The sequence below is a fragment of the Novosphingobium sp. G106 genome (assembly GCF_019075875.1).
Taxonomy (GTDB): Bacteria; Pseudomonadota; Alphaproteobacteria; order Sphingomonadales; family Sphingomonadaceae; genus Novosphingobium.
On record NZ_JAHOOZ010000001.1, the window covers coordinates 5168714 to 5189946 of the forward strand.

19 protein-coding genes are annotated in these 21233 nt (G+C 66.7%); 8 read left to right on the plus strand and 11 right to left on the minus strand.

What is annotated here, in order from left to right; genetic code table 11:
- Positions 1–132: 132 nt before the first annotated feature.
- The 3 genes from dnaA to mutM all read right to left on the minus strand — a co-directional run bounded on the left by dnaA (position 133) and on the right by mutM (position 3350).
- Positions 133–1569 carry a chromosomal replication initiator protein DnaA gene (gene dnaA, locus KRR38_RS25230; protein ID WP_217407457.1) on the minus strand — a complete coding sequence of 479 codons (1437 nt, stop codon included), beginning with the start codon at positions 1567–1569 and terminating at the stop codon, positions 133–135.
- Positions 1570–2085: 516 nt separating this feature from the next.
- Positions 2086–2346, minus strand: a complete 261-nt coding sequence (gene rpsT, locus KRR38_RS25235) for a 30S ribosomal protein S20 (protein ID WP_217406186.1) — start codon at positions 2344–2346, stop codon at positions 2086–2088.
- A 191-nt stretch (positions 2347–2537) separates the two neighbouring features.
- Positions 2538–3350 carry a bifunctional DNA-formamidopyrimidine glycosylase/DNA-(apurinic or apyrimidinic site) lyase gene (gene mutM / locus KRR38_RS25240; protein WP_217406187.1) on the minus strand — a complete coding sequence of 271 codons (813 nt, stop codon included), beginning with the start codon at positions 3348–3350 and terminating at the stop codon, positions 2538–2540.
- 73 nt (positions 3351–3423) lie between these two features.
- Here mutM and KRR38_RS25245 point away from each other — a divergent pair, with 73 nt between their 5' ends.
- The 5 genes from KRR38_RS25245 to dut are packed head-to-tail and all read left to right on the plus strand — an operon-like array spanning position 3424 to position 8895.
- Positions 3424–4155, plus strand: a complete 732-nt coding sequence (locus KRR38_RS25245; protein ID WP_217406188.1) for a class I SAM-dependent methyltransferase — start codon at positions 3424–3426, stop codon at positions 4153–4155.
- Complete coding sequence (ubiB, locus tag KRR38_RS25250) at positions 4152–5711, plus strand: 2-polyprenylphenol 6-hydroxylase (protein ID WP_217406189.1); 1560 nt, start codon at positions 4152–4154, stop codon at positions 5709–5711. The genes KRR38_RS25245 and ubiB overlap by 4 nt, the downstream gene beginning before the upstream one ends.
- Positions 5708–6838, plus strand: coding sequence for a hypothetical protein (locus KRR38_RS25255; RefSeq protein ID WP_254514967.1), 1131 nt, complete (start codon positions 5708–5710; stop codon positions 6836–6838). The genes ubiB and KRR38_RS25255 overlap by 4 nt, the downstream gene beginning before the upstream one ends.
- A gap of 28 nt (positions 6839–6866) precedes the next feature.
- Positions 6867–8441: a phosphopantothenate--cysteine ligase family flavoprotein gene (locus KRR38_RS25260; protein WP_217406190.1), complete on the plus strand. Its 1575-nt coding sequence runs from the start codon at positions 6867–6869 to the stop codon at positions 8439–8441.
- Positions 8425–8895 carry a dUTP diphosphatase gene (dut, locus tag KRR38_RS25265; protein WP_217406191.1) on the plus strand — a complete coding sequence of 157 codons (471 nt, stop codon included), beginning with the start codon at positions 8425–8427 and terminating at the stop codon, positions 8893–8895. Before KRR38_RS25260 ends, dut begins: the two co-directional genes overlap by 17 nt.
- A gap of 7 nt (positions 8896–8902) precedes the next feature.
- Here dut and KRR38_RS25270 read toward each other — a convergent pair whose 3' ends face one another.
- From KRR38_RS25270 to KRR38_RS25290, 5 genes are all read right to left on the minus strand, one after another.
- Positions 8903–12271 carry an error-prone DNA polymerase gene (locus KRR38_RS25270; RefSeq protein WP_217406192.1) on the minus strand — a complete coding sequence of 1123 codons (3369 nt, stop codon included), beginning with the start codon at positions 12269–12271 and terminating at the stop codon, positions 8903–8905.
- On the minus strand, positions 12268–13818 hold the full coding sequence (locus tag KRR38_RS25275) for a DNA polymerase Y family protein (protein WP_217406193.1): 1551 nt from the start codon (positions 13816–13818) through the stop codon (positions 12268–12270). The genes KRR38_RS25270 and KRR38_RS25275 overlap by 4 nt, the downstream gene beginning before the upstream one ends.
- Positions 13721–14470: an ImuA family protein gene (locus KRR38_RS25280; RefSeq protein WP_217406194.1), complete on the minus strand. Its 750-nt coding sequence runs from the start codon at positions 14468–14470 to the stop codon at positions 13721–13723. Before KRR38_RS25280 ends, KRR38_RS25275 begins: the two co-directional genes overlap by 98 nt.
- Positions 14471–14535: 65 nt before the next feature.
- Positions 14536–14880: an ArsC family reductase gene (locus KRR38_RS25285; protein WP_217406195.1), complete on the minus strand. Its 345-nt coding sequence runs from the start codon at positions 14878–14880 to the stop codon at positions 14536–14538.
- On the minus strand, positions 14877–15194 hold the full coding sequence (locus KRR38_RS25290) for an antibiotic biosynthesis monooxygenase family protein (RefSeq protein WP_375293436.1): 318 nt from the start codon (positions 15192–15194) through the stop codon (positions 14877–14879). The genes KRR38_RS25285 and KRR38_RS25290 overlap by 4 nt, the downstream gene beginning before the upstream one ends.
- A gap of 66 nt (positions 15195–15260) precedes the next feature.
- Here KRR38_RS25290 and aroC point away from each other — a divergent pair, with 66 nt between their 5' ends.
- Positions 15261–16328 carry a chorismate synthase gene (gene aroC, locus KRR38_RS25295; protein ID WP_217406196.1) on the plus strand — a complete coding sequence of 356 codons (1068 nt, stop codon included), beginning with the start codon at positions 15261–15263 and terminating at the stop codon, positions 16326–16328.
- On the opposite strand, the gene KRR38_RS25300 is transcribed toward aroC, so the two are convergent.
- Genes KRR38_RS25300 through KRR38_RS25310 form a run of 3 tightly spaced genes read right to left on the minus strand, consistent with a single transcriptional unit; the run spans position 16329 to position 18824 of the window.
- A complete protein-coding gene (locus KRR38_RS25300) occupies positions 16329–16898 on the minus strand; it encodes a Smr/MutS family protein (protein WP_217406197.1) in 570 nt (189 codons plus the stop codon).
- Positions 16899–16907: 9 nt separating this feature from the next.
- Positions 16908–18134, minus strand: a complete 1227-nt coding sequence (locus KRR38_RS25305) for a murein transglycosylase A (RefSeq protein WP_217406198.1) — start codon at positions 18132–18134, stop codon at positions 16908–16910.
- A gap of 6 nt (positions 18135–18140) precedes the next feature.
- Positions 18141–18824, minus strand: a complete 684-nt coding sequence (locus KRR38_RS25310; protein WP_217406199.1) for a Tim44/TimA family putative adaptor protein — start codon at positions 18822–18824, stop codon at positions 18141–18143.
- A gap of 260 nt (positions 18825–19084) precedes the next feature.
- Here KRR38_RS25310 and secB point away from each other — a divergent pair, with 260 nt between their 5' ends.
- Complete coding sequence (secB, locus tag KRR38_RS25315) at positions 19085–19588, plus strand: protein-export chaperone SecB (RefSeq protein WP_217406200.1); 504 nt, start codon at positions 19085–19087, stop codon at positions 19586–19588.
- 65 nt (positions 19589–19653) lie between these two features.
- Complete coding sequence (gene murJ / locus KRR38_RS25320) at positions 19654–21228, plus strand: murein biosynthesis integral membrane protein MurJ (RefSeq protein ID WP_217406201.1); 1575 nt, start codon at positions 19654–19656, stop codon at positions 21226–21228.
- Positions 21229–21233 lie beyond the last annotated feature (5 nt).

Consider the following 21233-nt stretch of genomic DNA (forward strand, 5'->3'; position numbering starts at 1 on the left):
GCTTAGATCAGAGCGGGCAGAGGGAAAAGGAAGTTGCGAGGGCCATCGCCCTCGCGCTCCCGATTCCTTCGTTCTTGGTGCGTCCAGGTAGTGGGAGCGCGAGGGCGATGGCCCTCGCATTCTCCTTATAAATCAGCTCTCGAGCTGACGCAGCAAGCTCCGCACGTCGCCATCCATGTCGGCGTCGCGCGTACGCAGGTCTTCGATCAGGCGCACCGCGTGGATCACTGTCGAGTGATCGCGGCCGCCGAACTTGCGGCCGATCTCGGGGTAGGACCGCGGCGTCAGCACCTTGGCGAGATACATCGCCACCTGCCGCGGCCGGACGACGGCGCGGGCACGGCGCTTGGACGCCATCTCGGTCCGGTCGACGCGGTAGAACTGGCAGACCGTGCGCTGGATCTCATCGATCGTGATGCGCTTGCGGTTGGCCGAGAGGATGTCGGTCAGCTGCTCTTCGGCGAGCTGGAGCGAAACCGCCTGGCCGGTGAGCTGGGCATAGGCGATCAGCTTGTTGAGCCCGCCGACGAGCTCGCGGACGTTGCGGTTGATCGTGCGTGCGAGGAATTCGATGACATCGCTCGGCACGTCGCTCGGCGCAAAGCGGGCGAGGCGGTGTTCGAGGATCGAGCGGCGCAGCTCGATGTCGGCCGGTGCGATGTCGGCCACCAGGCCCATCGACAACCGCGACAGCAGCCGCTGCTCGACGCCGTCGAGCGCCTGCGGCGCGCGGTCGGCGGCGAAAACCAGCCGCTTGCCCTCGGCGAGCAGCGCGTCGATCGTGTAGAGCAGCTCTTCCTGGGCGCTCGCCTTGCCGATGATGAACTGGATGTCGTCGACCAGCAGCAGGTCGAAGCCGCGCAGCCGCGACTTGAACTCGATCATCTGGTTCTGGCGCAGCGCCTGGACGAACTCGATCATGAACCGCTCAGCCGAGCAGTAGAAGATGCGGGCCCGCGGATGCGCCGCCAGATAGGAATGGCCGATCGCGTGGAGCAGGTGCGTCTTGCCCTGGCCGGTCGCGGCCTTGAGGTAGAGTGGCGAGAACTGCGGCGCTTCGATCGCGGCCATGCGCTGCGCGGCGTTGCAGGCCAGTACGTTGGCATTGCCCGTGACGAAGGTTGTGAAAGTCAGAGAGGGGTCGAGCCCCACCGAACCCTGGACGAGCGCACCGAACTCCTGGCCGCCGAGGCTGGCGGCGCCGGTATCGTGCATCGCCTGAGCGCCGTCGTTCGCCGGGCGGCGGGCATTGCCGCCGGTGCCGCCGCCAAGGCGCAGTTCGGGCAGGGGCCGACGGCCCGGATGCACGGAAATGCGGACGTGGCGCACGTCGGGCCGGGCGATCTTCCAGGCCAGCGAAAGCCGGTCGGCAAAGCGATCGGCCACCCAGTTGGCGGAGAATTCCGTCGGCAGGAACAGGTCGAGCGTTCCCGTTTCCTTGCAGAAGGAGCCGAGCTGGATCGGCTTGATCCACTGGCTGTGCAGTTGCTGGCCCAGATCCTTGCGCAGGCCTTGGCTGATGTCAGCCCAGTCCGCCGCGAGGTCGAGCGCTTCCCTGTCCTCTTCCATTTTCGCGTCGCAAACCTTACCCTTGCCAGGTGCCGCGTTCACGCGCCCCCCGATGAAGAAACCGTCACACGGCCCTCCTTTGAAAATTGATCGACCCACATAGCACACACGCTCTCGTTTAGAGATCGCACATGCGCACGAAACCCTCTCGCTACATCCCAAGGATGCAACGCCCCGTCATTCGAATCTGTTCGTAAACCCCCCGGCCTGCTGTCCCGTGCCGGAGTTCGATTTATGGCGGAGTTGGCGCGAAGAGCAAGGCGGCTGCTGCAAAAAAAATGAAATAATGTCCCTTGACAGCGGCCCGCCTGCGACAATCCGTAACAAGCTGATAAAGTATTGATCTAGAAGAGTAAATTGTCAGGGCTGAAGCCGAATCGCGCTAATTCAAGCACTTCCAAAAAAGTGTCATGAACGCGCCCGGTGGACAATAAAAAATGGCCAGCGCGAATGCGCCGGCCATGTTCCATTTTTGTGCTGCTCACAAGGTTATGAGCGAGCGAATCGCATAACGTCTCAGAGCGCGGCGACGCGCTTCGTGAGGCGCGACAGCTTGCGCGACGCGGTGTTCTTGTGGAGCACGCCGCGGGCCACGCCACGGGCCAGTTCCGGCTGCGCTTCCTTGAGCGCGGCGGCGGCTGCGTCCTTGTCACCACCAGCGAGCGCCGATTCGACCTTCTTCACGAAAGTGCGGATCCGGCTCAGGCGGTTGCCATTGATCAGAGCGCGGTTCTCGTTGCGGCGGATGCGCTTGCGGGCTTGGGGCGTATTGGCCATGTTTGTCCTCTGTCAGGGCCCGCGAAGGCCGTGAAAAAATTGTGTCGGTAAGGCGGGTGGCCCGCCGGAAAGCGCGGCCCTTATCGGCGAGCGGGCGAATCGTCAAGCATTTCGGCCCGTCGCTGCGCCGTAGTGATGGCCACGAGCGGGTGTGAAGCCGAGGCTGATATGCGGTGCCCGTGCCGCCGCGTCTACTTCTGGCACTTCGGACACCAGAAGGTGCTGCGCCCGCCCTGGGTAAAGCGTTCGACCTTGCCGCCGCAGGGGCAGGGCTGGCCCTCGCGGCCATAGACCTGCCAGGAAGCGGCGAAGTACCCGAGTTCGCCATTGGGCTGCGCATAGTCGCGAATGGTGGAGCCGCCGGCCTCGATCGATTCGGCCAGCACCGCCTTGATGGCGGGCACGAGCCGCTCGATCGCAGCGCGGGTGACTTTGCCGGCTTCCTTGTCGGGGCGTATCCGCGCGCGATAGAGCGCCTCGCAGACATAGATGTTGCCGAGTCCCGCGACGATCCGCTGATCGAGCAGCAGCGGCTTCACCGGCGCGAAGCGGCCGGCGAAGGCCTGGGCGAGGTGGCGCGGGGTCAGGCTGTCGCCCAGCGGTTCGGGGCCCAGCGCAGCGAAAGGCGGCCATTGGTCGAGCTTGTCCGTATCGATGAGGTCGACCGAGCCGAAGCGCCGGGCGTCGTTGAGCGCGAGCACGTGGCCCGAGCCCGTTTCCAGCACGAGATGGTCGTGCTTGTCGGGGCTATCGGGCTCGATCCGCCAGCGCCCCGACATGCCGAGATGGAAGACCATGGTCTGGTTGCGGTCGGTCTCGATCAGGCCGTATTTGGCCCGCCGGCCGAGGCCCGTCACCTTTGCCCCGGTCAGCGCCTGGACGAGGTTCGGCGGGAACGGCCGGCGCAGGTCGGGGCGGTTGACCGCGACGCGCGTTATCCTCTCGCCCTCGAGATAGCGGGCGAGGCCGCGGACGGTGGTTTCGACTTCGGGTAACTCGGGCATATGCGCTGCTAACAAGCTTTGCCGAGCGCGCAAACTCTCCTAAGGCCCCCGTGGTTTTAGTAAGATGGGCTCTATGAGCGAACAGGCTTCCTTCGGGTACGAAGATATCCCCGCAGACGAGAAGGTCGAGCGCGTTGGCGCCGTCTTCTCCAGCGTCGCGCGCAAGTACGACATGATGAACGACGCCATGTCGGGCGGCATGCACCGGCTGTGGAAGGACAAGTTCGTCCGCCGGGTGAAGCCGCGCGAAGGCGAGGCGATCCTCGACATGGCGGGCGGCACCGGCGACATAGCCTTCCGCATGGCCGAGGCGGGCGCGGAGATCACCGTCTCCGACATCAACCAGGACATGCTCGACGTCGGCATCGAGCGGGCGATGAAGCGCGGCATCGACGGCCTCGTCTGGTCGCGCCAGAACGCCGAGGAACTGGCCTTCGAGGCCCGCACCTTCGATGCCTATACGATCGCTTTCGGCATCCGCAACGTCACCCATATAGACAAGGCGCTGGCCGAGGCCTTCCGCGTGCTGCGCCACGGCGGGCGCTTCTTCTGCCTCGAATTTTCGACCACCGAATGGCCGGGCTTCAAGGAAGCCTACGATGCCTATTCGCACAAGCTGGTGCCCAAGATCGGCCAGGCGATCGCCGGCGACGCGGAAAGCTATCGCTACCTGATCGAATCGATCCGTCGCTTCCCGCCGATGCGCGATTTCGAAGCCATGATCCGCACCGCGGGCTTCTCCCAGACCAAGGTCGAGCCGATCCTCGGCGGCCTCGTCGCAATCCATTCCGGGTGGAAGGTTTGACGACACCGGCGACGCATATCGCGCGGCTGCTGCGCTGGGGGAGGGTGCTCGCCCGGCACGGCGCGCTGCGCATCATCGAGGAGGGGCGCAACACGCCCGCACCGGTGCGCAGGCTGTGCCGGCTGGCGCGGTTCGGCACGCGGCAACCGCGGGTGCCCGACTATGCCGCAGCCTTCCAGGCGATCGGCCCCGCCGCGATCAAGCTCGGCCAGACGCTGGCGACACGGCCCGATCTCGTCGGCGAGGAAGCGGCGCGCAATCTGCTGAGCCTGCAGGATAGCCTCCCGCCTCTCTCCTTCGATCTGATCCGCCACGAGATCGAGAACAGCTTCGGCGCCCCGCTCGACGTGCTTTTCGCCTCCATCGAGCCCGGCCCGGTTGGCGCTGCCTCGATCGCCCAGGTCCACCGCGGTGTGACGACCGACGGCCGCAAGGTTGCGGTCAAGGTGCTGCGCCCCGGCATCCGCGAGAAGTTCGCGCGCGACATCGACACCTACGAATGGGCCGCTGCGCATCTCGAAGCCTTCGGTGGCGAGGCGGCGCGGCTGCGTCCGCGGGCGATCGTCGCCAATCTCAAGCGCTGGACCGTGCGCGAGCTGGACCTGCGGCGCGAGGCGGCTTCTGCTTCCGAGCTTGCCGAGGCGATGAAGGGCCAGGAAGGCTATGCGATCCCGGCGATCGACTGGGACCGCACCAACGGCAGCGTCATGACCATCGAATGGGTCGAGGGCGTCAAGATCAGCGAGATCGACGTACTACGTGCCCAAGGCCACGACCTCGCCGAACTCGCGCGGCGGCTCGTGCTGACTTTCCTGCGTCAGGCGATCAGCGCGGGCTTCTTCCATGCCGACATGCACCAGGGGAACCTGTTCGTGCAGGCCGACGGCACGATCGTCGCGATCGATTTCGGCATCATGGGCCGGATCGACAGGCGCGCGCGGCAGTGGCTCGCCGAGATCCTGTTCGGGCTGACCACAGGCGATTACCGCCGCGTCGCCGAGATCCACTTCGAAGCGCAATACGTGCCGAGCTATCACTCGGTCGAGGAGTTCGCGACCGCACTGCGCGCCGTGGGCGAGCCGATGCGCGGCAAGCCGGTGAGCCAGCTTTCGGTCGGCCAGATGCTCGACGGGCTCTTCGCCATCACCCGCGACTTCGATATGCAGACCCAGCCGCACCTGTTGCTGCTGCAGAAGACCATGGTCATGGTCGAGGGGCTGGCGACTGCGCTCCATCCCGAGATCAACATGTGGGACGTCGCCGCGCCTTTCGTGCGCAGCTGGATCCGCGACGAGTTGGGGCCTGAGGCGGCGATCGCCGACCGCCTGCGCGAGGATGCCGGTACGCTGATGCGCCTGCCCGAGCTGATCCGCCGGATCGAGGATCGCTTCCCGCCGCGCGGCGGCGCGCCCGACCAGGCGCCGCTCCCCGAGATCGAGCTGATGTGGAGCCAGCGGCGGCGGAAGATGTGGCTGGCCTGGCCCGGTTACGTCGCGGCGGCGCTCGGCGGCGCGCTCGGTGCCTGGGCGGCGCTGCACTGGGGCTGGATCGGTTGATCGCGCCGACCGTCTCCGGGCAGGCAGCGCCCGATTGGGACCGCTTCGCCCAGTGGCGGCTCTGGCCCGCGCGCCTTGCCCTGCTCGCGCTCATCCTCCTTCTCGTCGCTTCTGCCCTGGTGCCGATCCGCGGCGGCAAGACGACGGTGAAGACCCAGGGCTTCGTCGAGAACGTCGCCGGCACAAAGGGCGCCGAGCGCAAGCGGGACGACGATCTCGCGCTCTATGACGTCGCCATCGCTCGCATCTCCAAGGGCGAGAATTACTACGACTTCATCGCGCAGGAGCATCGCAAGGCCGACTATCCGGTACGGCCCGGCCTCGCCGTGCGATTGCCGACGCTCGCCTATCTCGATGCCTGGCTTGGCCTTCCCGGGCAGATTGCCGCCGCGCTGGTTTTGCTCGCCGCGACGATGCTCGCCTGGTGGCGCCGGCTGGGTGAAGACCCGGGCGGACGGAAGAAGCGCGTGCTCGCCATGGCGTTCCTCTTCGTCGGCACTTCACTCGGGCTCAATCGCTACTTCTTCGTGCTGCATGAACTCTGGTCAGGAATGCTGCTGGCGCTGGCCTTCGGGCTCCACAGGCCGGGCCGGAAATGGGGTTGGGCGCTTGCCGCGACTGCGCTCGCCGTGGCGATCCGCGAGCAGGCGCTCCCCTTCATCCTTCTGATGGCGGCCATGGCCTTCTGGCGGCGCGACACGAAGGAAGGCGTCGCCTGGGCCGGGTTGGCCGTGGTTTTCCTCGGCTTTCTGGCCTGGCACCTTTCGATCGTCGCCGGGCTGGCGCAGCCGGGGGATCGGACGGGCGCGTCCTGGATGGCGCTCCGCGGGCTGTCGGGCTGGCTGTCGAACGTCGCGCTCTCCAGCAATTTGCGCTTCCTGCCCCATTGGCTGGCGGGCCCGGCGCTGATCCTGATGGTGTTCGGTTGGACCGGGTGGAAGTCGCCGGCGGGAACCTTCGGCACCTTCCTTTACCTCGGTTACGGCCTCGCCTTCATGATCATCGGAAGGCCCGACAACTACTACTGGGGGGCGATGATAGCGCCGGCAATGTTCCTTGGCCTCGCCTTCATGCCGCAGGCCCTGAGCTCGCTGACAAGAGCGGCTTTCCCCAAAGTAATTGCGTAGTAACCACAGTGGATGCAAAAGCGCGCCGATGACAACGCCTCGCATACTGCTGGTGGTCGGTGGCGGGATCGCCGCTTACAAGTCCTGCGAACTCGTCCGCCTGATCCGCAAGGGCGGGGGCGAGGTGACCTGTGTGCTGACCGATGGCGGCGCCAAATTCGTCACGCCGCTGGCTCTGGCCGCGCTCAGTGAGAACCAGGTGCACACCACGCTCTGGGACCTCAAGAACGAGGTCGAGATGGGGCACATCCAGCTTTCGCGCGCGGCAGACCTCGTCGTCGTCTGCCCGGCGACGGCCAACATGCTCGCCAAGATGGCTTCGGGCATCGCCGACGATCTCGCCACCACGCTGCTGCTCGCCACCGACAAGCCGGTGATGGCGGTGCCCGCAATGAACGTACGCATGTGGCAGCACGAGGCGACCGTGCGCAACGTCCAGGTACTGCGCGATGCCGGGGTCGACGTGATGGAGCCCGACGAGGGCCCGATGGCCTGCGGCGAATACGGCGCCGGCCGCTTGCCCGAGCCGCAGGCGATCTGGGCGCGGATCGCGGCTTACTTCGGGATTGAAGTGCCGCTGGTCGCGCCGCCGGTCTACTATGGCGCCGAGCCGGAGGAAGAGGAGTCCGAGTCTGAAGGCAGCGGCCTCGGCGGGCTTTCCTCCTCGATGATCCTGCGTTCGAAGAAGAAGTCCGCGCCGCTCGGCGACGAACCGCCTTTCGACGATACGCAGTTCGCCGATCCCGCCTTCCTCCCGCCGCTGCCGTTGGAAGACACCCCGCCGCTCGACCTCTCGGGGCCGCTGCTGGTGAAGAAGGGCAAGGCGCGTGCCGCGCCGCCGACCGATGCCGAGGCGATCAACCATCTCGTCTCGCAGCATGGCGACGCGCATGCGCCGCAGCCGTTCGGCGAGGATCCGTTGGACGGTCAGCCCGACTTCGAAACCGATCCGGCGCACCGTCCGCTTTTCGGCAAGCATGTCCTGATCACCGCCGGGCCGACGCACGAGCCGATCGATCCGGTGCGCTACATCGCCAACCGTTCGTCGGGCAAACAGGGCTATGCCATCGCCGCCGCTGCCGCCGCGCTGGGCGCGCGGGTGACGCTGGTCTCCGGCCCGGTGACCTTGCCGACGCCGCGCGGGGTGGACCGGATCGACGTCGAAACCGCGCAGGAAATGGCCGACGCGGTCAAGCAGGCGCTGCCTGCCGACGTCGCGGTGATGGTCGCCGCGGTGGCCGACTGGCGGACCAAGACTTTTGCCGATGAGAAGATCAAGAAGCGCGGCTCGGCCCCGCCGGCGCTGCTGCTGACCGAGAACCCCGATATCCTCGCAAGCGTCTCGGCCAGTCCCAAGCGGCCGAAGCTGCTGATCGGCTTCGCGGCCGAGACCGAGAACGTGATCGACAACGCCATGGACAAGCGCAAGCGCAAGGGCGTCGACTGGATTGTCGCCAACGACGTTTCGGGGGACGTGATGGGCGGCTCGGCGAATACCGTGCATATTGTCACCGCGGCCGGCGTCGAAGACCTTCCGGAAATGCCCAAGGAAGATGTAGGGAGGGCCATCGTCGAAAGGATTGCCCTTGCACTCGCAAAATAACATCCCGGTTCTGGTCAAGCGGCTGGAGCATTTCGAAGGGCTGGAACTGCCGGACTACGCCACCGATGGCGCCGCCGGGATGGATGTGCTTGCGGCCGAGGACGTGACCCTGGCGCCAGGCGCGCGCCATGCCGTCGCCACCGGCCTCGCCGTCGCGATCCCGCCCGGCTACGAAATCCAGGTGCGGCCGCGCTCGGGCCTCGCGCTCAAGCACGGCATCACCGTGCCCAACACCCCCGGCACGATCGATTCGGACTACCGCGGCGAGCTCAAGGTCATCCTGATCAACCTCGGCGCCGCGGACTTCGCCGTACGCCGCGGCGACCGCATTGCGCAACTGGTGCTTGCCCCCGTGGTGCGTGCGACTTGGCTCAAGGTAGACGAGCTCGACGAGACGCTGCGCGGCGAGGGTGGCTTCGGCTCGACCGGCGGGGTGGTCTCGCTGGGAAGCTGACCGGGGATCAGTGAAAGTCGCGCGACTTGGGTAGCAGCCGCACGTTGCGCGGATGTCCTCCGGTGCGCGGCGGCGGTTCCTCGCGGCCGCGCGGGTGCTGTGGGTGGAGGAATTCGTCGGCGCGGCTGAGCAGCGGGTTGGCGTCGTGCAGCTCGGATAGGCCGCCGAGCACATCGGTACGGTCGATGATGCGGCTGGTCATCACGTGGATCACCCCCTCGCGGCTGCGTTGTAGCTCACCTTCGACCTGCATCAGGCGAGAGGCCATCACCTCGCGACGGAAGCGCTCGAACTGGCGCGCCCACATAATGACGTTGGCGATGCCGGTCTCGTCCTCGAGCGTGACGAAGATCGCATTGCCCTTGCCCGGCCGCTGGCGGACCAGCACAATTCCGGCGACAGTGACCCGCGCCCCGGCCTTCGCCTTCTGCAGATCGGCGCAGGTGAGGATATTCTCGCGCGCGAAGACCGGGCGCAGGATCGCCATCGGATGCTGCTTCAACGAGAGCCGCGTGGTCTGGTAATCGGCCGCGATCTGCTCGCCCAAGGTCATCGCGGGCAGCGCGATCTCGGGTTCCTCACCCAGTTCACGCGCTTGGGCATAGTCGAACAGCGGCAGTGCATCGGGCGGTGTCCGCCTTGCCTCCCACAATGCCGCGCGGCGGTCCATGGCGATCGAGCCGAAGGCATCGGCATCCGCGAGCAGACGCAGCCCGCGCTGCGGCAGGTTACCGCGCCGCGCCAATTCCTCGACGCTGGCGAAAGGTGCGGCCTCGGCGATGGCATGGGCCCATTCCTTACGGAAGCCGCCGACCTGCCGCATGCCCAGCCGCAGCGCGAGCGCACCGTCGTCGTCGCGCGGTTCGAGCGTGCAGTCCCAATGTGAATGGTTCACGTCGACGGGGCGGACCTCGACGCCGTTCTCCCGCGCATCGCGGACGAGCTGTGCCGGGGCATAGAAACCCATCGGCTGCGAATTGAGCAGCGAGCAGGTGAACACCGCCGGATGGTGGCACTTGATCGAGGCCGAGACGTAGACGAGCCGGGCGAAGGACAGCGCGTGGCTTTCGGGAAAGCCGTAGGAGCCGAAACCCTTGATCTGGTCGTAGCAGCGCTGGGCGAAGTCGCGCGGATAGCCGCGTTTGGCCATGCCTTCGATCATCTTGCCTTCGAACTCGTGGATCGTGCCGACATTGCGGAAGGTCGCCATGGCGCGGCGCAGCTTGTTCGCTTCGGCGGGAGTGAAGCCCGCGGCGGTGATCGCCAGCTTCATCGCCTGTTCCTGGAAGATCGGCACGCCGAAGGTGTAGCCGAGCAAACCTTTCAGTTCGTCGGGATCGTGTGGTGGTGCGGGTGAGGGATATTCGACCGCCTCCTCACCGCAGCGCCGTCGCAGATAAGGATGGACCATATCACCCTCGATCGGGCCGGGCCGGACGATGGCTACCTGCACGGTCAGGTCGTAGAGATTCCTCGGTTTGAGCCGCGGCAGCATGTTCATCTGCGCGCGGCTCTCGACCTGGAAGACGCCCAGGCTCTCGCCCTTGCACAGCATGTCGTAGACTGCCTCGTCGGTGGAATCGATGTCGACCTCCAGCGAGTGTTCGCCGAGATCGTGATCCTTCATCAGCTTGAAGCTCTTGGCGATGCAGGTCAGCATCCCCAGCGCCAGCACGTCGACTTTCATCAGGCCGAGCGTGTCGATGTCGTCCTTGTCCCATTCGATGAAAGTGCGGTCGTCCATCGCGGCGTGATGGATCGGTACGGTTTCGTCGAGCCGGTCTTCGGTCAGGACATAGCCGCCGACATGCTGCGAAAGATGTCGCGGGAATTTGAGGATCTGCTGGACGAAATGGTTGAGCCGGCCGATCTCGGGATTGTCGGGATCGAAGCCGGCGTCTGTCAGCCGTTTCTTCTCGTATTCCGAGGCATAGCTGCCCCAGACCGTGCTCGACAGGCGCGCGGTGACGTCCTCGGATATTCCCAGTGCTTTGCCGATCTCGCGCACCGCACTGCGTGCGCGATAGTGGATCACGGTGGCGGCAATGCCGGCGCGGTGGCGGCCGTAGCGTTCGAAGACGTACTGCATGACCTCCTCGCGTCGCTCGTGCTCGAAATCGACGTCGATGTCGGGCGGCTCGCGGCGTTCGTCCGAAACGAAGCGTGAGAACAGCAGGTCGTATTTTTCAGGATCGACCGAAGTGACGCCGAGCAGGAAGCAGACGATCGAATTGGCTGCGCTGCCCCGGCCCTGGCAGAGGATCGGCGGCTTCTGGCTCCGTGCGAAGCGGACCAGATCGTAGACCGTGAGGAAGTAGTAGGCATATTTCTGCTTGCGGATCAGCCAGAATTCGTCGGCCATCAGCTTGCGCACCTTGGGTGGTAGCGGGTTGCCATAGCGTGCCAATGCCGCAGTCTTCACCAGATGGATGAGGTAAGGCAGCGGTTTCCAGCCGGGAGGCACCGGCTCGTGCGGATATTCGTATTTGAGATCGTCGAGCGTGAAGGCGATCCGCGAAAGGAAGCGCTGGGTTTCGACAATTGCTTCGGGGCAGGCGGCAAAGAGGCGCGCCATTTCGGCGGGCGCCTTCAAATGCCGCTCGCCATTGGCTTCGAGCTGCCTGCCGGCTTCGGCGATGGTCGTGCCCTCGCGGATACAGGCCATCACGTCATGAAGCTGGCGGTTTTCCGGGGCGGCATAGAGCGCGTCGTTGGTGGCTATGAGCGGCACCCCGGCGGTTCTGGCAATGGTCTGCAGCCGGGTGAGGTGGCGTGCATCACAACCGCTGCGCAGCATTGAGGCCCCCAGCCAGACGCGGCCCGGGGCGTGTCGCACAAGCCGCTTGAGCAGTGGCGGCAGGCCAGGAGGCTGGACCAGCTTCAAAGGGGGAATCGGCTCGTCGTCGAAATATTCGGCCGGCTTGGGATGCGGCCGCTGTGGGGTCGAAGTGGATTCGGGCAGGACGATCAGGAGCAGGTCCTGGTGGAAGGTCAGCAGATCCTCGATCCCCAGGATGCAGTCGCCCTTCAGTGCGCGCATGTTGCCACGCGAAAGCAGGCGGGTGAGGCGGCCCCAGCCGTAGCGTGTGGTCGGGTAGGCGAGGATGTCGGGCGTGCCATCGACGAAGACCAGCCGTGCGCCGACGGCAAGACGGAAAGGGGGTAAGGTTATGCCCGCCAACTTGGCGTTTTCGCGTGCGTCCTTCAGAGCCTTGTGTGCCCGCACCACGCCGGCAACGGTGTTGCGATCGGCGATCCCGATGCCCGTCATGTGCAGTTCCGATGCTTGCCCGACCATGTCGGACGGTTGCGAGGCCCCATGGAGGAACGAATAATTGGTCGCCGCTCCCAGTTCGGCGAAGGCGGGCTCGTTCATGGGAACAGGCCGTGGACGTACCAGTCGGGGTGTTCGGCTTCCGCGCCGTAGAGGCCGTGGCGGAACAGCCAGAAGCGGTGGCCGGTCTCGTCCTCGACGCGGTAGTAGTCGCGGGTGAGGCCGGGGTTGTCGGTATGCCCACCGCGGCGGCGCCACCATTCGGCGGCGATCCGTTCGGGGCCTTCCTGGTACAGGACGCGGTGCGCCTTGTTTTTCCAGGTGAACTGTCGCGGCGGGCCGTCGGGGATGGAGTCCATCACCCTGACCTTCTGTGGCGGGTCGAGCAGCACTAGCGGGCGTAGCGGCGGCTCGGTTTCGCTGACCTCAAGCCAGCTTGAGGTTTTCTTCTTGACGTCAAGAGGCCATAATTTTCCGGCCCTTTCGGGCATGTGGCTGTTGCCCGCCGCGAAGCGGCGCACGCGGGCCGGGCCGTGGCGCACGGCCAGCCGATCGAGCAGCGGACCGATCTCGCCCGGCCGCCGCCGCTCGGCTTCGAGTGGTGCTTGCGCTTCGGCCAGGGCTTCGCTGTGCGGTACCGCAAGGTCCACGCTGTCGTAGCCGAAGCCCGGATCGAGTGGGTCGGCGAGGCTGTCGATCCGTTCGCGCAGGAGGCGCTGGACCAGCGCGGGATCGCGGGTCGGCGCGCCGGTCTCGACTTCCAGCCGCGCGACATGGCCGTCGCTGCGGTGCAGCCGGGCGACGAAACGGCGGCCGCCTTCGCCGCGCTCGGCAAGCTGCAGGGCAGCGCGTTCGAGCAGCATCTCGATCACTTCGAGCACGTCGTCGCTGCGGCCGATCGGCTCGGCGAAGCGCTGTTCGGCAAAGACCGCGTCCTGCCAGGGCTGGGGCACGAGATGCGCGTCCTCCTCCGCTAGCAGCCGTGCGAGCTGTGTGGTCAGCGCAGCGCCGAAGCGAGCGGCGAGCACCTTGCGTGGCAGGGGCACGAGATCGCCGATCCTGCGAAAGCCTGCGCGGCCCAGGGCGTGCCGCGTCTCGGGCTCGACCTCCAGCGCAGCGATGGGCAGCGCCTCCACGCTGTCGCCACCATAGCGGACGAGCGCACGAGCCGCGGGCACGGTGTCGGCAAGGGCGGCGTGGACGGTCAGGCCCTTTGCCGCGATCTCAGCGGCGAGACTGTCGCGCAGCGCATCCTCGCCGCCACGCAGATGCGCGCAGCCGGTGACGTCGAGGACGACGCCCTGCGGCGGATCGAGTTGGACACTGGGCGTGTAATCGTCGCAGCGTCGTGAGAGCCGGTCGAGGAAGGCGAGATCGCCGTCCGGATCGTGCGGGAAGGCCGCGAGTTCGGGTACGCAGCCGCGCGCGTCGGCGAGCGCCTGACCCACCTCCAGTCCAAGCCGCAGCGCCTCAGGATTGAGCGCGGCGATGCGCAACGCCCCGCGCTGCTTCTCGATCAGTACGAAAGGCTGGCCGGTCGGCGCGCGCCCTTCACGGACCAGCCGCTCCGCCGGCAGCCAGGGCAGGTAGAGTGCCAGGTAGCGGCGCCGGGTTTCTGACGAGAGCTTCGCGAAAAGAGACTGTGTCACGGTTCCACTCCAGGGTGATCGAAAGCCCCTCGCCCCCACCGCGGCGGCGTAGCAGGGTGAGGGCGAAGGCGGGAAAGCCGGGAGCGCTAGCAGCCAAGGGCTGTGACGGCGCAGCGGCGACCTGCCAACGGGTGTGTGCGGCGCTGGGTGCTGGCGGGGCGGCGGAGCGGGTGAGCAACACCATGGTCTCGCTTTCAGCCCCGGCCAGCGCCAACCGCCGTGTCGCCGTAAGATCGAGCAGCGGTTGCTTGCCATGCAGTTCGAGCAGCACTGCGGCGGCGGCGCCGTCGCGCACGCAGTCTAACCCCGCGCGCAGCAGAGCCTTGCCGTCGCGGAGTGCGAGCAAGGTTACGGCGTCGGGATCGACGCCTAGTTCGACGAGCCCGGGGCCGTAGGGCAGGCCAAGTGCGTCGTCCTGCCGCGCCCAGATCAGCGGCCGGGCGTCGAGATCGCGCCGCAGCCGGGCGACCAGCAGGGCGAAGCCTAGAGCGCCAGCGACATCGATCGGATCGGCTGCATGGAATTCGTGTAGACCATCGGCGCGCAGCCCGCCGTCGAGGGCGTTGTCCAGCCGCGGCTCGCCGAGCGGAACGAGCCCCATGGGCTGCGGTGCCGTCGGCTGCGAAGTGAACAAAGGCAGATCGAGTCGCATTTGTTCATCATATGTTCTTTTTGTGGGAGAGTCAGCAAGCTTAGACCCTCCTCATCTGCGAAGGATCAGAACGCGGCTTCCCATTCCGCTTCCTTGAAGCCCACCAGCAGCCCGCCCGGATATTCGACCACGGGCCGCTTGATCGCGCTGGGGTTGGCCGCCATCACTTTGACCGCCTTGGCAGCATCAATGCCGTCCTTGTCCGCGTCGGGCAGTTTCTTGAAAGTCGTGCCCGCACGGTTGAGCACTTTTTCCCAGCCGGCCTTGTCCACCCAACCGGAAATCCGCGCCGAGTCCGTGCCCTGCTTCTTGTAGTCGTGAAAGGTGTAGGCGATGCCCTTGGCGTCGAGCCAGGTTCGGGCCTTCTTGACCGTGTCGCAGTTGGGAATGCCGTAGAGGGTAACGCTCACGTATCGGGCCTTTCGAAGCGGTGGACGCGCGGGCTGTCGCAGGAGAACAGCGTGTAGTCCTGATAATAGTCAGCCCGGCCGCGGCGCTGGATCTTCGCGTGATCGGGATGGCTGCCCCAGGCGTGGACCGCCGCCTCGCTCGACCATTCCGAAATGGCCACGACCTCGCCATCTTCGGCGGTGTAGCTCTTGAACGATAGGAAGCCGGGCTGGCTGCGCGCCAGGGCCTCCATGCGGTCGGCGTCGGCGGCATAGGCCTTCGCGTCGATATTCGGATGCTTGCGGTTGCGGAAGACGGCCAGGAACATGGCCATGCCATAGCCGCTCCCGCCGAGCGACGGGAGTGGACTTTTTCCCCTATACGCGACAAAGCGCGAGCCATGAGCGTCAACAGCTTCGGCCGTCTTTTCCGTTTCACCACCTGGGGCGAAAGCCACGGGCCGGCGCTGGGCGCCGTGGTCGACGGTTGTCCGCCGGGGCTGGCGCTCAGCGAGGCCGACCTGCAGCCCTACCTCGACGCCCGCCGACCGGGCCAGTCGAAGTTCACCACGCAGCGGCAGGAGCCCGACCAGGTCAAGATCCTCTCGGGGGTGTTCGAAGGCAGGACTACGGGCACGCCGATCTCGCTGATGATCGAGAACGTCGATCAGCGATCGAAGGACTATTCCGAAGTCGCCAAGGCCTATCGCCCGGGGCATGCCGACTATGCCTATGATGCCAAGTACGGTTTCCGCGACTATCGCGGCGGCGGACGCAGCTCGGCGCGCGAGACCGCGGCGCGGGTCGCGGCGGGCGGTGTGGCGCGGCTGGTGATCCCCGAGGTCAAGATCTACGGCTACGTCACCGAGATCGGCGGCGACGCGATCGACCGGGCGAATTTCTCGTTCGACGAGATTGGCAACAATCCCTTCTTCTGCCCTGATGCCGCGGCGGCCAAGCGCTGGGAGAAGCTGGTCGACGACGCGCGCCTGGCCGGCTCCTCGCTGGGCGCAGTGGTCGAATGCGTTGCAATGGGTGTGCCCGCGGGTTGGGGCGCGCCGCTCTACGGCAAGCTCGACGCCGACCTAGCCGCGGGGATGATGAGCATCAACGCGGTCAAAGGCGTCGAGATCGGCGACGGTTTCGCTGCGGCGCGGCTGACCGGCGAGCAGAATGCCGATCCGATGCGGCCGGGCGCCGATGGCCCCGAGTTCCTCGCCAACCACGCGGGCGGGATCGCGGGCGGGATCTCGACCGGGCAGCCGGTGGTGGTGCGCGTCGCGTTCAAGCCGACTTCGTCGATCCTGACTCCGGTCGAGACGATCACGCGCGAGGGTGAGGTCAGCGAGATCCGCACCAAGGGCCGCCACGATCCCTGCGTCGGCATCCGCGGCGCGCCGGTGGTCGAGGCGATGATGGCGCTGGTCCTGGCCGATCACAAGCTGTTGCACCGCGGGCAGTGCGGCTGACTATCGCGGCCTTCTAAGCACGATATAGACCGCGCCCGCCCCGCCGTGCCGCGGATGCGCAGGGCGGACAGCGGCGATGCGGCTGGCGTGAGGGCCGATCGCCAGCCAGTCCATGAACTTTCGGCGGATGACGCCGCGGCTCCGGCGATCCTCGCTCGGCCGTTCGCGGCCGGTGATCAGCAACACCAGCCGTGCGCCCTGCGCCAAGGCCAGGGTCAACCCGTGCTCCAGCCGGCCGTGCGCAGCGTCGAGCGTGGCGCCGTGGAGGTCTAGCGTGAAATCCGGCGCCACCAGCCCGCGTGCGAGCTTCTGGTCCCAGCCGGCGTCGAGGCCATGCTGGCCCAGCGGGCGGCGTTCCGCTGCCTTTGGTGAAGTGGGAGCAGGGGCAGGTTGGGCGAGGGACGTCGGCTTGACACGCTTTCGCGGCGGCGGAGGCTGTGCAACTACGCTCTGGGCTACTTCCTCTACCGGCAGAGGCAGCGCGCGTCCTTCCAGGGGCTGTACCGTCTGCACCACTCGTTTCCAGAGTGCGGCCTCTTCGCCGGTCAGCTTCCGGCCCGGTCGCTTCACGCCGGTGCCTCAGCGCGCGCCAAGGCGTGTCAGCGTGCCCTTGGGCAGCAGTAGCAGCGCCTGGCCGCGGGAGGCCATGCCGCCCGCCGTGGTGCGGGCTTCGACGCCGGCGCCCCAGAAGGTGTCGAAGCGGTTGGCGCCTTTGATCGCGCCGCCGGTGTCCTGCGCGATCCACAGCCCGTTGGCCACGCGGTTGTCGACCGAGAGAAAGGCCGGCGCGCCCAGTGGCACGAAGGCCGGGTCCACAGCCACGGTCGATCGGGCTTTCACCGGTACGCCCAGCGCGCCGACCGGACCGGCACCAATGGTCTCGCGGAAGAACACATAGGACTGGTTCGCGCGCAGCATGTTCCGGCCCTCTTCAGGGCGGTCGCGGAGGAATTGCTGGATGCCTTCGAGCGAGCCGGAATATTGTCCGGGGGCGCTGCCGATGAGTCCGCGCTGGCGCATGATCGAGCCGATCAGGGTAGATTGCCAGCCGTTCTGCCCGGCATAGCCGATCCGCATGACGCTGCCGTCTGGGCCGCGGAGCCGGCCCGATCCCTGGACCTGGAGGAAATAGAACTCCACCGGATCGGCTGCCCAGGCGATCTCCAGCCCTTTGCCCATCAGCGCCCCGTCCTCGATGTCGCCACGGGTGTAATAGGACACGAAGCGGCCGGTCTCGTCGTAGCGGCCGAGCGGCTGCTTCCCGTCCGACGTCGGCGCCGCGTCGCCGGGGCGTGCGCGGACGAGGTCGGGCGGCATGCCATAGACCGGGACGTCGTAGCCCGGTTGCCGCGTGCGGACACCGGCGATCTCGGGCTCGTAATAACCGGTGGCGAAAGCCGCGCCGTCGCCGATCCGCGCGGTCTCGAAATAGCGAGTGAAGAAGCTGCGCGCGTCGGACAAGGACCAGCCCGGCGCGGCGTCGCAGGCGGGTTTCCAGTCGGCGCCGCGGGTCAGGCCGGTGCCGTCGGTCCGCGTCGTCAGTCGTGCGCAGCTCAGGCGAAAGGCTGCGAGGGCTTCCGCGGCATCGTCGGCGGGGATGCTGAGCGTCGCGATGTCACGGCCGCGCGTCACGCCCGCAGAAACGGCGTTGTAGGGAAGAACGATCGGCGGCTGGATCACCGGACGCGTTACCGGGGCCCGCCTGACCGGCGGTCGAGGACCGTGACTGGGAGGAATGAGAGGGCCGCAGGCCGAGAGCAGGACGAGCAGCGCGAGCGCCGCGATCTTGCGCGCCCTGCTGCCCACGAAAACCTACCCTTCGTCGGTCTCGTCGAGCAGCCAATCCGGATCGGAGGAGGCGACGTTGCGGCTGAAGTTCCAGATGTCGATCGCCTCGATCGCGTCGTTGAGCGAGCCGGCGACCACGGCACCTTCGGCGTTGCGCGTCACTGCGGCGATGTCCGAACGGAAGCGCACCGTGATGCGCGCAAACGGCGCTTCGAAGCTGGCGGCGCTGATCGTCGCTTCCTCGATTCGTACCAGGCGGTTGTCGAGCGTTTCGCCTGCAGCGACGCGCGCGTCGATCGCGGCGGCAAAGCCTTCGTAGACATCCCGATCGCAGAGCTGGCGGAGCTCGTCCTTGTCGCCGCGCCAGAAGGCTTCGAGGATCATGCGGTAGGCGCTGCGCGCGCCTTCGATGAAGGCATAGGCGTCGAACTGACGGTCGGCGGCGGCGATGGCGCGAAGGCCGCGTTCGACCGTAGCGGTCACCGCGGGGATGTTGCGCGGCTGAAGCGCCGGGCTCGGAGCCTGCTGCTGGCGCTCGACGGGCTGGCGTGGCGCCGGCGCGGTGGGAGCCGCATTCGTTCCGGCCTTGCCGTCGATCCGGCCCGGCATCGTCTCTTCCTCGTGCTCGGCGCGGCGGCCGAGCACCGAATAGAGCCGCAATCCGAGAAAGGCTGCGATCATGGCCAGAATGACGATTTCGACGGTCACGCCTTCGTTTTCCAATCCTGAATGCCCGGTAAGGGGGCTGTCATAGTAACCTCAGATAGGGAGGGATGACAAATGAACAACGCATGAGCGGGCAATCCGGGCGATTTTTTCGTTAACCGGATGGCATCTTTGCAACGCTGTCCGCCTGCTTCTCCTTCCCGTCTCATTCCGAGACCCAAGCCACGCCATTGCTGCCCGCCGCATGCGATGCTAGGCGCGCGATCACGTTACACCTGCAAGCGTGAAGAAAGACGAAAGCCATGGCCGACGACGGCAACATCATTTCCAACCTCGATCTCGGCGGCAATGGCGAGGACACGGCCCCCGCCGCCGGCATGATCTCGCAGTACGTCAAGGACCTCTCGGTCGAGAATCCCAACGCGCCCGACGCTTTCAGCTGGCAGGACGCGCCGCAGGTGGACATCCAGTTCAACATCGCGGCACGCCCGATCAACGATGAAGTCCAGGAAGTCGAGATGAAGATCGTGGTGACCGCCAAGTGCGAGGCCGGCACAGCCTATATCGTCGACCTGTCCTATTGCGCGCTGATCGGCATGCGCAACATCGACCAGGCGCAGGCCCACGCCTTCACCTATGCCGAAGCGCCGCGGATCATCTTCCCCTTCGCCCGCCGCGTCCTGGCCGATGCCGTGCGCGACGCCGGCTTCCCGCCGCTGATGCTCGAGCCGATCGACTTCAACGGGCTCTATGTCCAGCAGCTCGCCGGGCAGCAGGGCGAAGGCGCGCCGGTCGGCAACGCCTGACCCAACGGTCATGCCCCTTATCCTGCCGGCCATGTTCTTTTTCCTGCCGGCAGGTCTTTAGGGCGATGAATCTCCTCAAGGCTACCGGCACGATCGGCGGACTCACACTCGTCAGCCGCGTGCTCGGGCTGGTGCGCGACAGCCTGTTCGCGCGCTATGTCGGCGCCGGTTTCGCGTCGGACGCCTTCCTGGTGGCCTTCCGGCTGCCCAACATGTTCCGCGCGCTGTTTGCCGAGGGCGCTTTCGCTTCGGCCTTCGTGCCGATGTTCAACCGCAAGGTCGGCGATCCTGACGGCAACGGCCTGCGCGACGGGCTGGACTTCGCCGAGCAGGCCCTGGCGGTGCTGCTGCCGGTGCTGCTGGTGCTCACCGTGGTGCTAGAACTGGCCGCCTGGCCGCTGACCCTGGTGCTGTCGGGCGGGTTCAACGACGTCAGCCACGAGCAATTCGCCTTCGCCGTGCAGCTGTCGCGGTTCACCATTCCCTATCTTATGCTGATCAGCCTGGTCTCGCTGTTCGGCGGCCTGCTCAATTCGCTGCACAAATTCTGGGTCAACGCCGCCGCGCCGATCCTGCTCAACCTGACGATGATCGCAGCGCTGGTGTTGTTCCATTCTGACAGCGCGCTGGTCACCTCGCGCAATCAGGCGATCGCGGTCTCGGTCTCGGGTCTGCTGCAGCTCATCTGGCTCGCCTGGGCCTGCCGGCAGAACGGGGTGAGCCTGAAACTGCGCCGCCCCCGGCTCAATCCCGAGGTGAAGCGGCTGATCAAGCTGATCCTTCCCGCCGCAGCCGGCGCGGGTGCGGTGCAGATCAACCTCGTCATCTCGACCGCGCTTGCCGCTTCGCTGTTGTCGCACGGATCGGTCACCTACATCTACATGGCCGACCGGCTGAACCAGCTGCCGCTCGGGCTGATCGGCATCGGCCTCGGCACCGTGTTGCTGCCGACAATCTCGCGCCAGCTCGGCGCGAAGGAAGATGCTGCGGCGATGGAGACGCAGAACCGCGGCATGGAACTGGCCCTGCTGCTGACCCTGCCCGCGACGATGGCGCTGGTGCTCTGCGGCGAGCCGATCGCCGCCGCTCTGTTCGGCTACGGCAAGTTCGATGCCGCCGACACGCACTACACCGCGCAGGCGCTGGCCGCCTTCTCGATCGGCCTGCCGAGCTACATCCTGGTCAAGGTGCTGACGCCCGGCTTCTACGCCCGGCAGGATACGAAGACCCCGGTGCGCTTCGCCATGATCTCCGTCGGCGTGAACCTCATCGGCAACCTCGCGCTGATCCTGCCGCTGAAGCACATGGGGCCACCGCTGGCGACGGCGATCGCCTCCACGGTCAACGTCTGGATGCTCTACCACACGCTGGTGAAGCGTGGGCATTTCACCCCCGATGCCCGCCTGAAGCGCCGCGCCTGGCGGCTGGCGCTGGCGGCGCTGGCGATGGGCGGCGTGATGTGGGCGGCGCAGGGGCTGTTCATGCCCTATGTCCACGGCACCTGGACCATCCGCATCGCCGCCATGGCGGCGCTGGTTTCGGCGGGCGTCGTCGTCTATGGGCTCGCCACCGTCCTGCTGGGGGCATTCTCGAAGGACGACCTGCAACTTCTCCTGCGGCGCAGGCGCACCCCCACATAAGGCTA

Bases quoted from the DNA above. Each gene is read 5' to 3' on its own strand.
- dnaA (WP_217407457.1), bottom strand. From the start codon at position 1,569: ATGGAAGAGGACAGGGAAGCGCTCGACCTCGCGGCGGACTGGGCTGAC.
- rpsT (WP_217406186.1), bottom strand. From the start codon at position 2,346: ATGGCCAATACGCCCCAAGCCCGCAAGCGCATCCGCCGCAACGAGAAC.
- mutM (WP_217406187.1), bottom strand. From the start codon at position 3,350: ATGCCCGAGTTACCCGAAGTCGAAACCACCGTCCGCGGCCTCGCCCGC.
- KRR38_RS25245 (WP_217406188.1), top strand. From the start codon at position 3,424: ATGAGCGAACAGGCTTCCTTCGGGTACGAAGATATCCCCGCAGACGAG.
- KRR38_RS25260 (WP_217406190.1), top strand. From the start codon at position 6,867: ATGACAACGCCTCGCATACTGCTGGTGGTCGGTGGCGGGATCGCCGCT.
- KRR38_RS25270 (WP_217406192.1), bottom strand. From the start codon at position 12,271: ATGAACGAGCCCGCCTTCGCCGAACTGGGAGCGGCGACCAATTATTCG.
- KRR38_RS25280 (WP_217406194.1), bottom strand. From the start codon at position 14,470: ATGCGACTCGATCTGCCTTTGTTCACTTCGCAGCCGACGGCACCGCAG.
- KRR38_RS25290 (WP_375293436.1), bottom strand. From the start codon at position 15,194: ATGGCCATGTTCCTGGCCGTCTTCCGCAACCGCAAGCATCCGAATATC.
- aroC (WP_217406196.1), top strand. From the start codon at position 15,261: ATGAGCGTCAACAGCTTCGGCCGTCTTTTCCGTTTCACCACCTGGGGC.
- secB (WP_217406200.1), top strand. From the start codon at position 19,085: ATGGCCGACGACGGCAACATCATTTCCAACCTCGATCTCGGCGGCAAT.
- murJ (WP_217406201.1), top strand. From the start codon at position 19,654: ATGAATCTCCTCAAGGCTACCGGCACGATCGGCGGACTCACACTCGTC.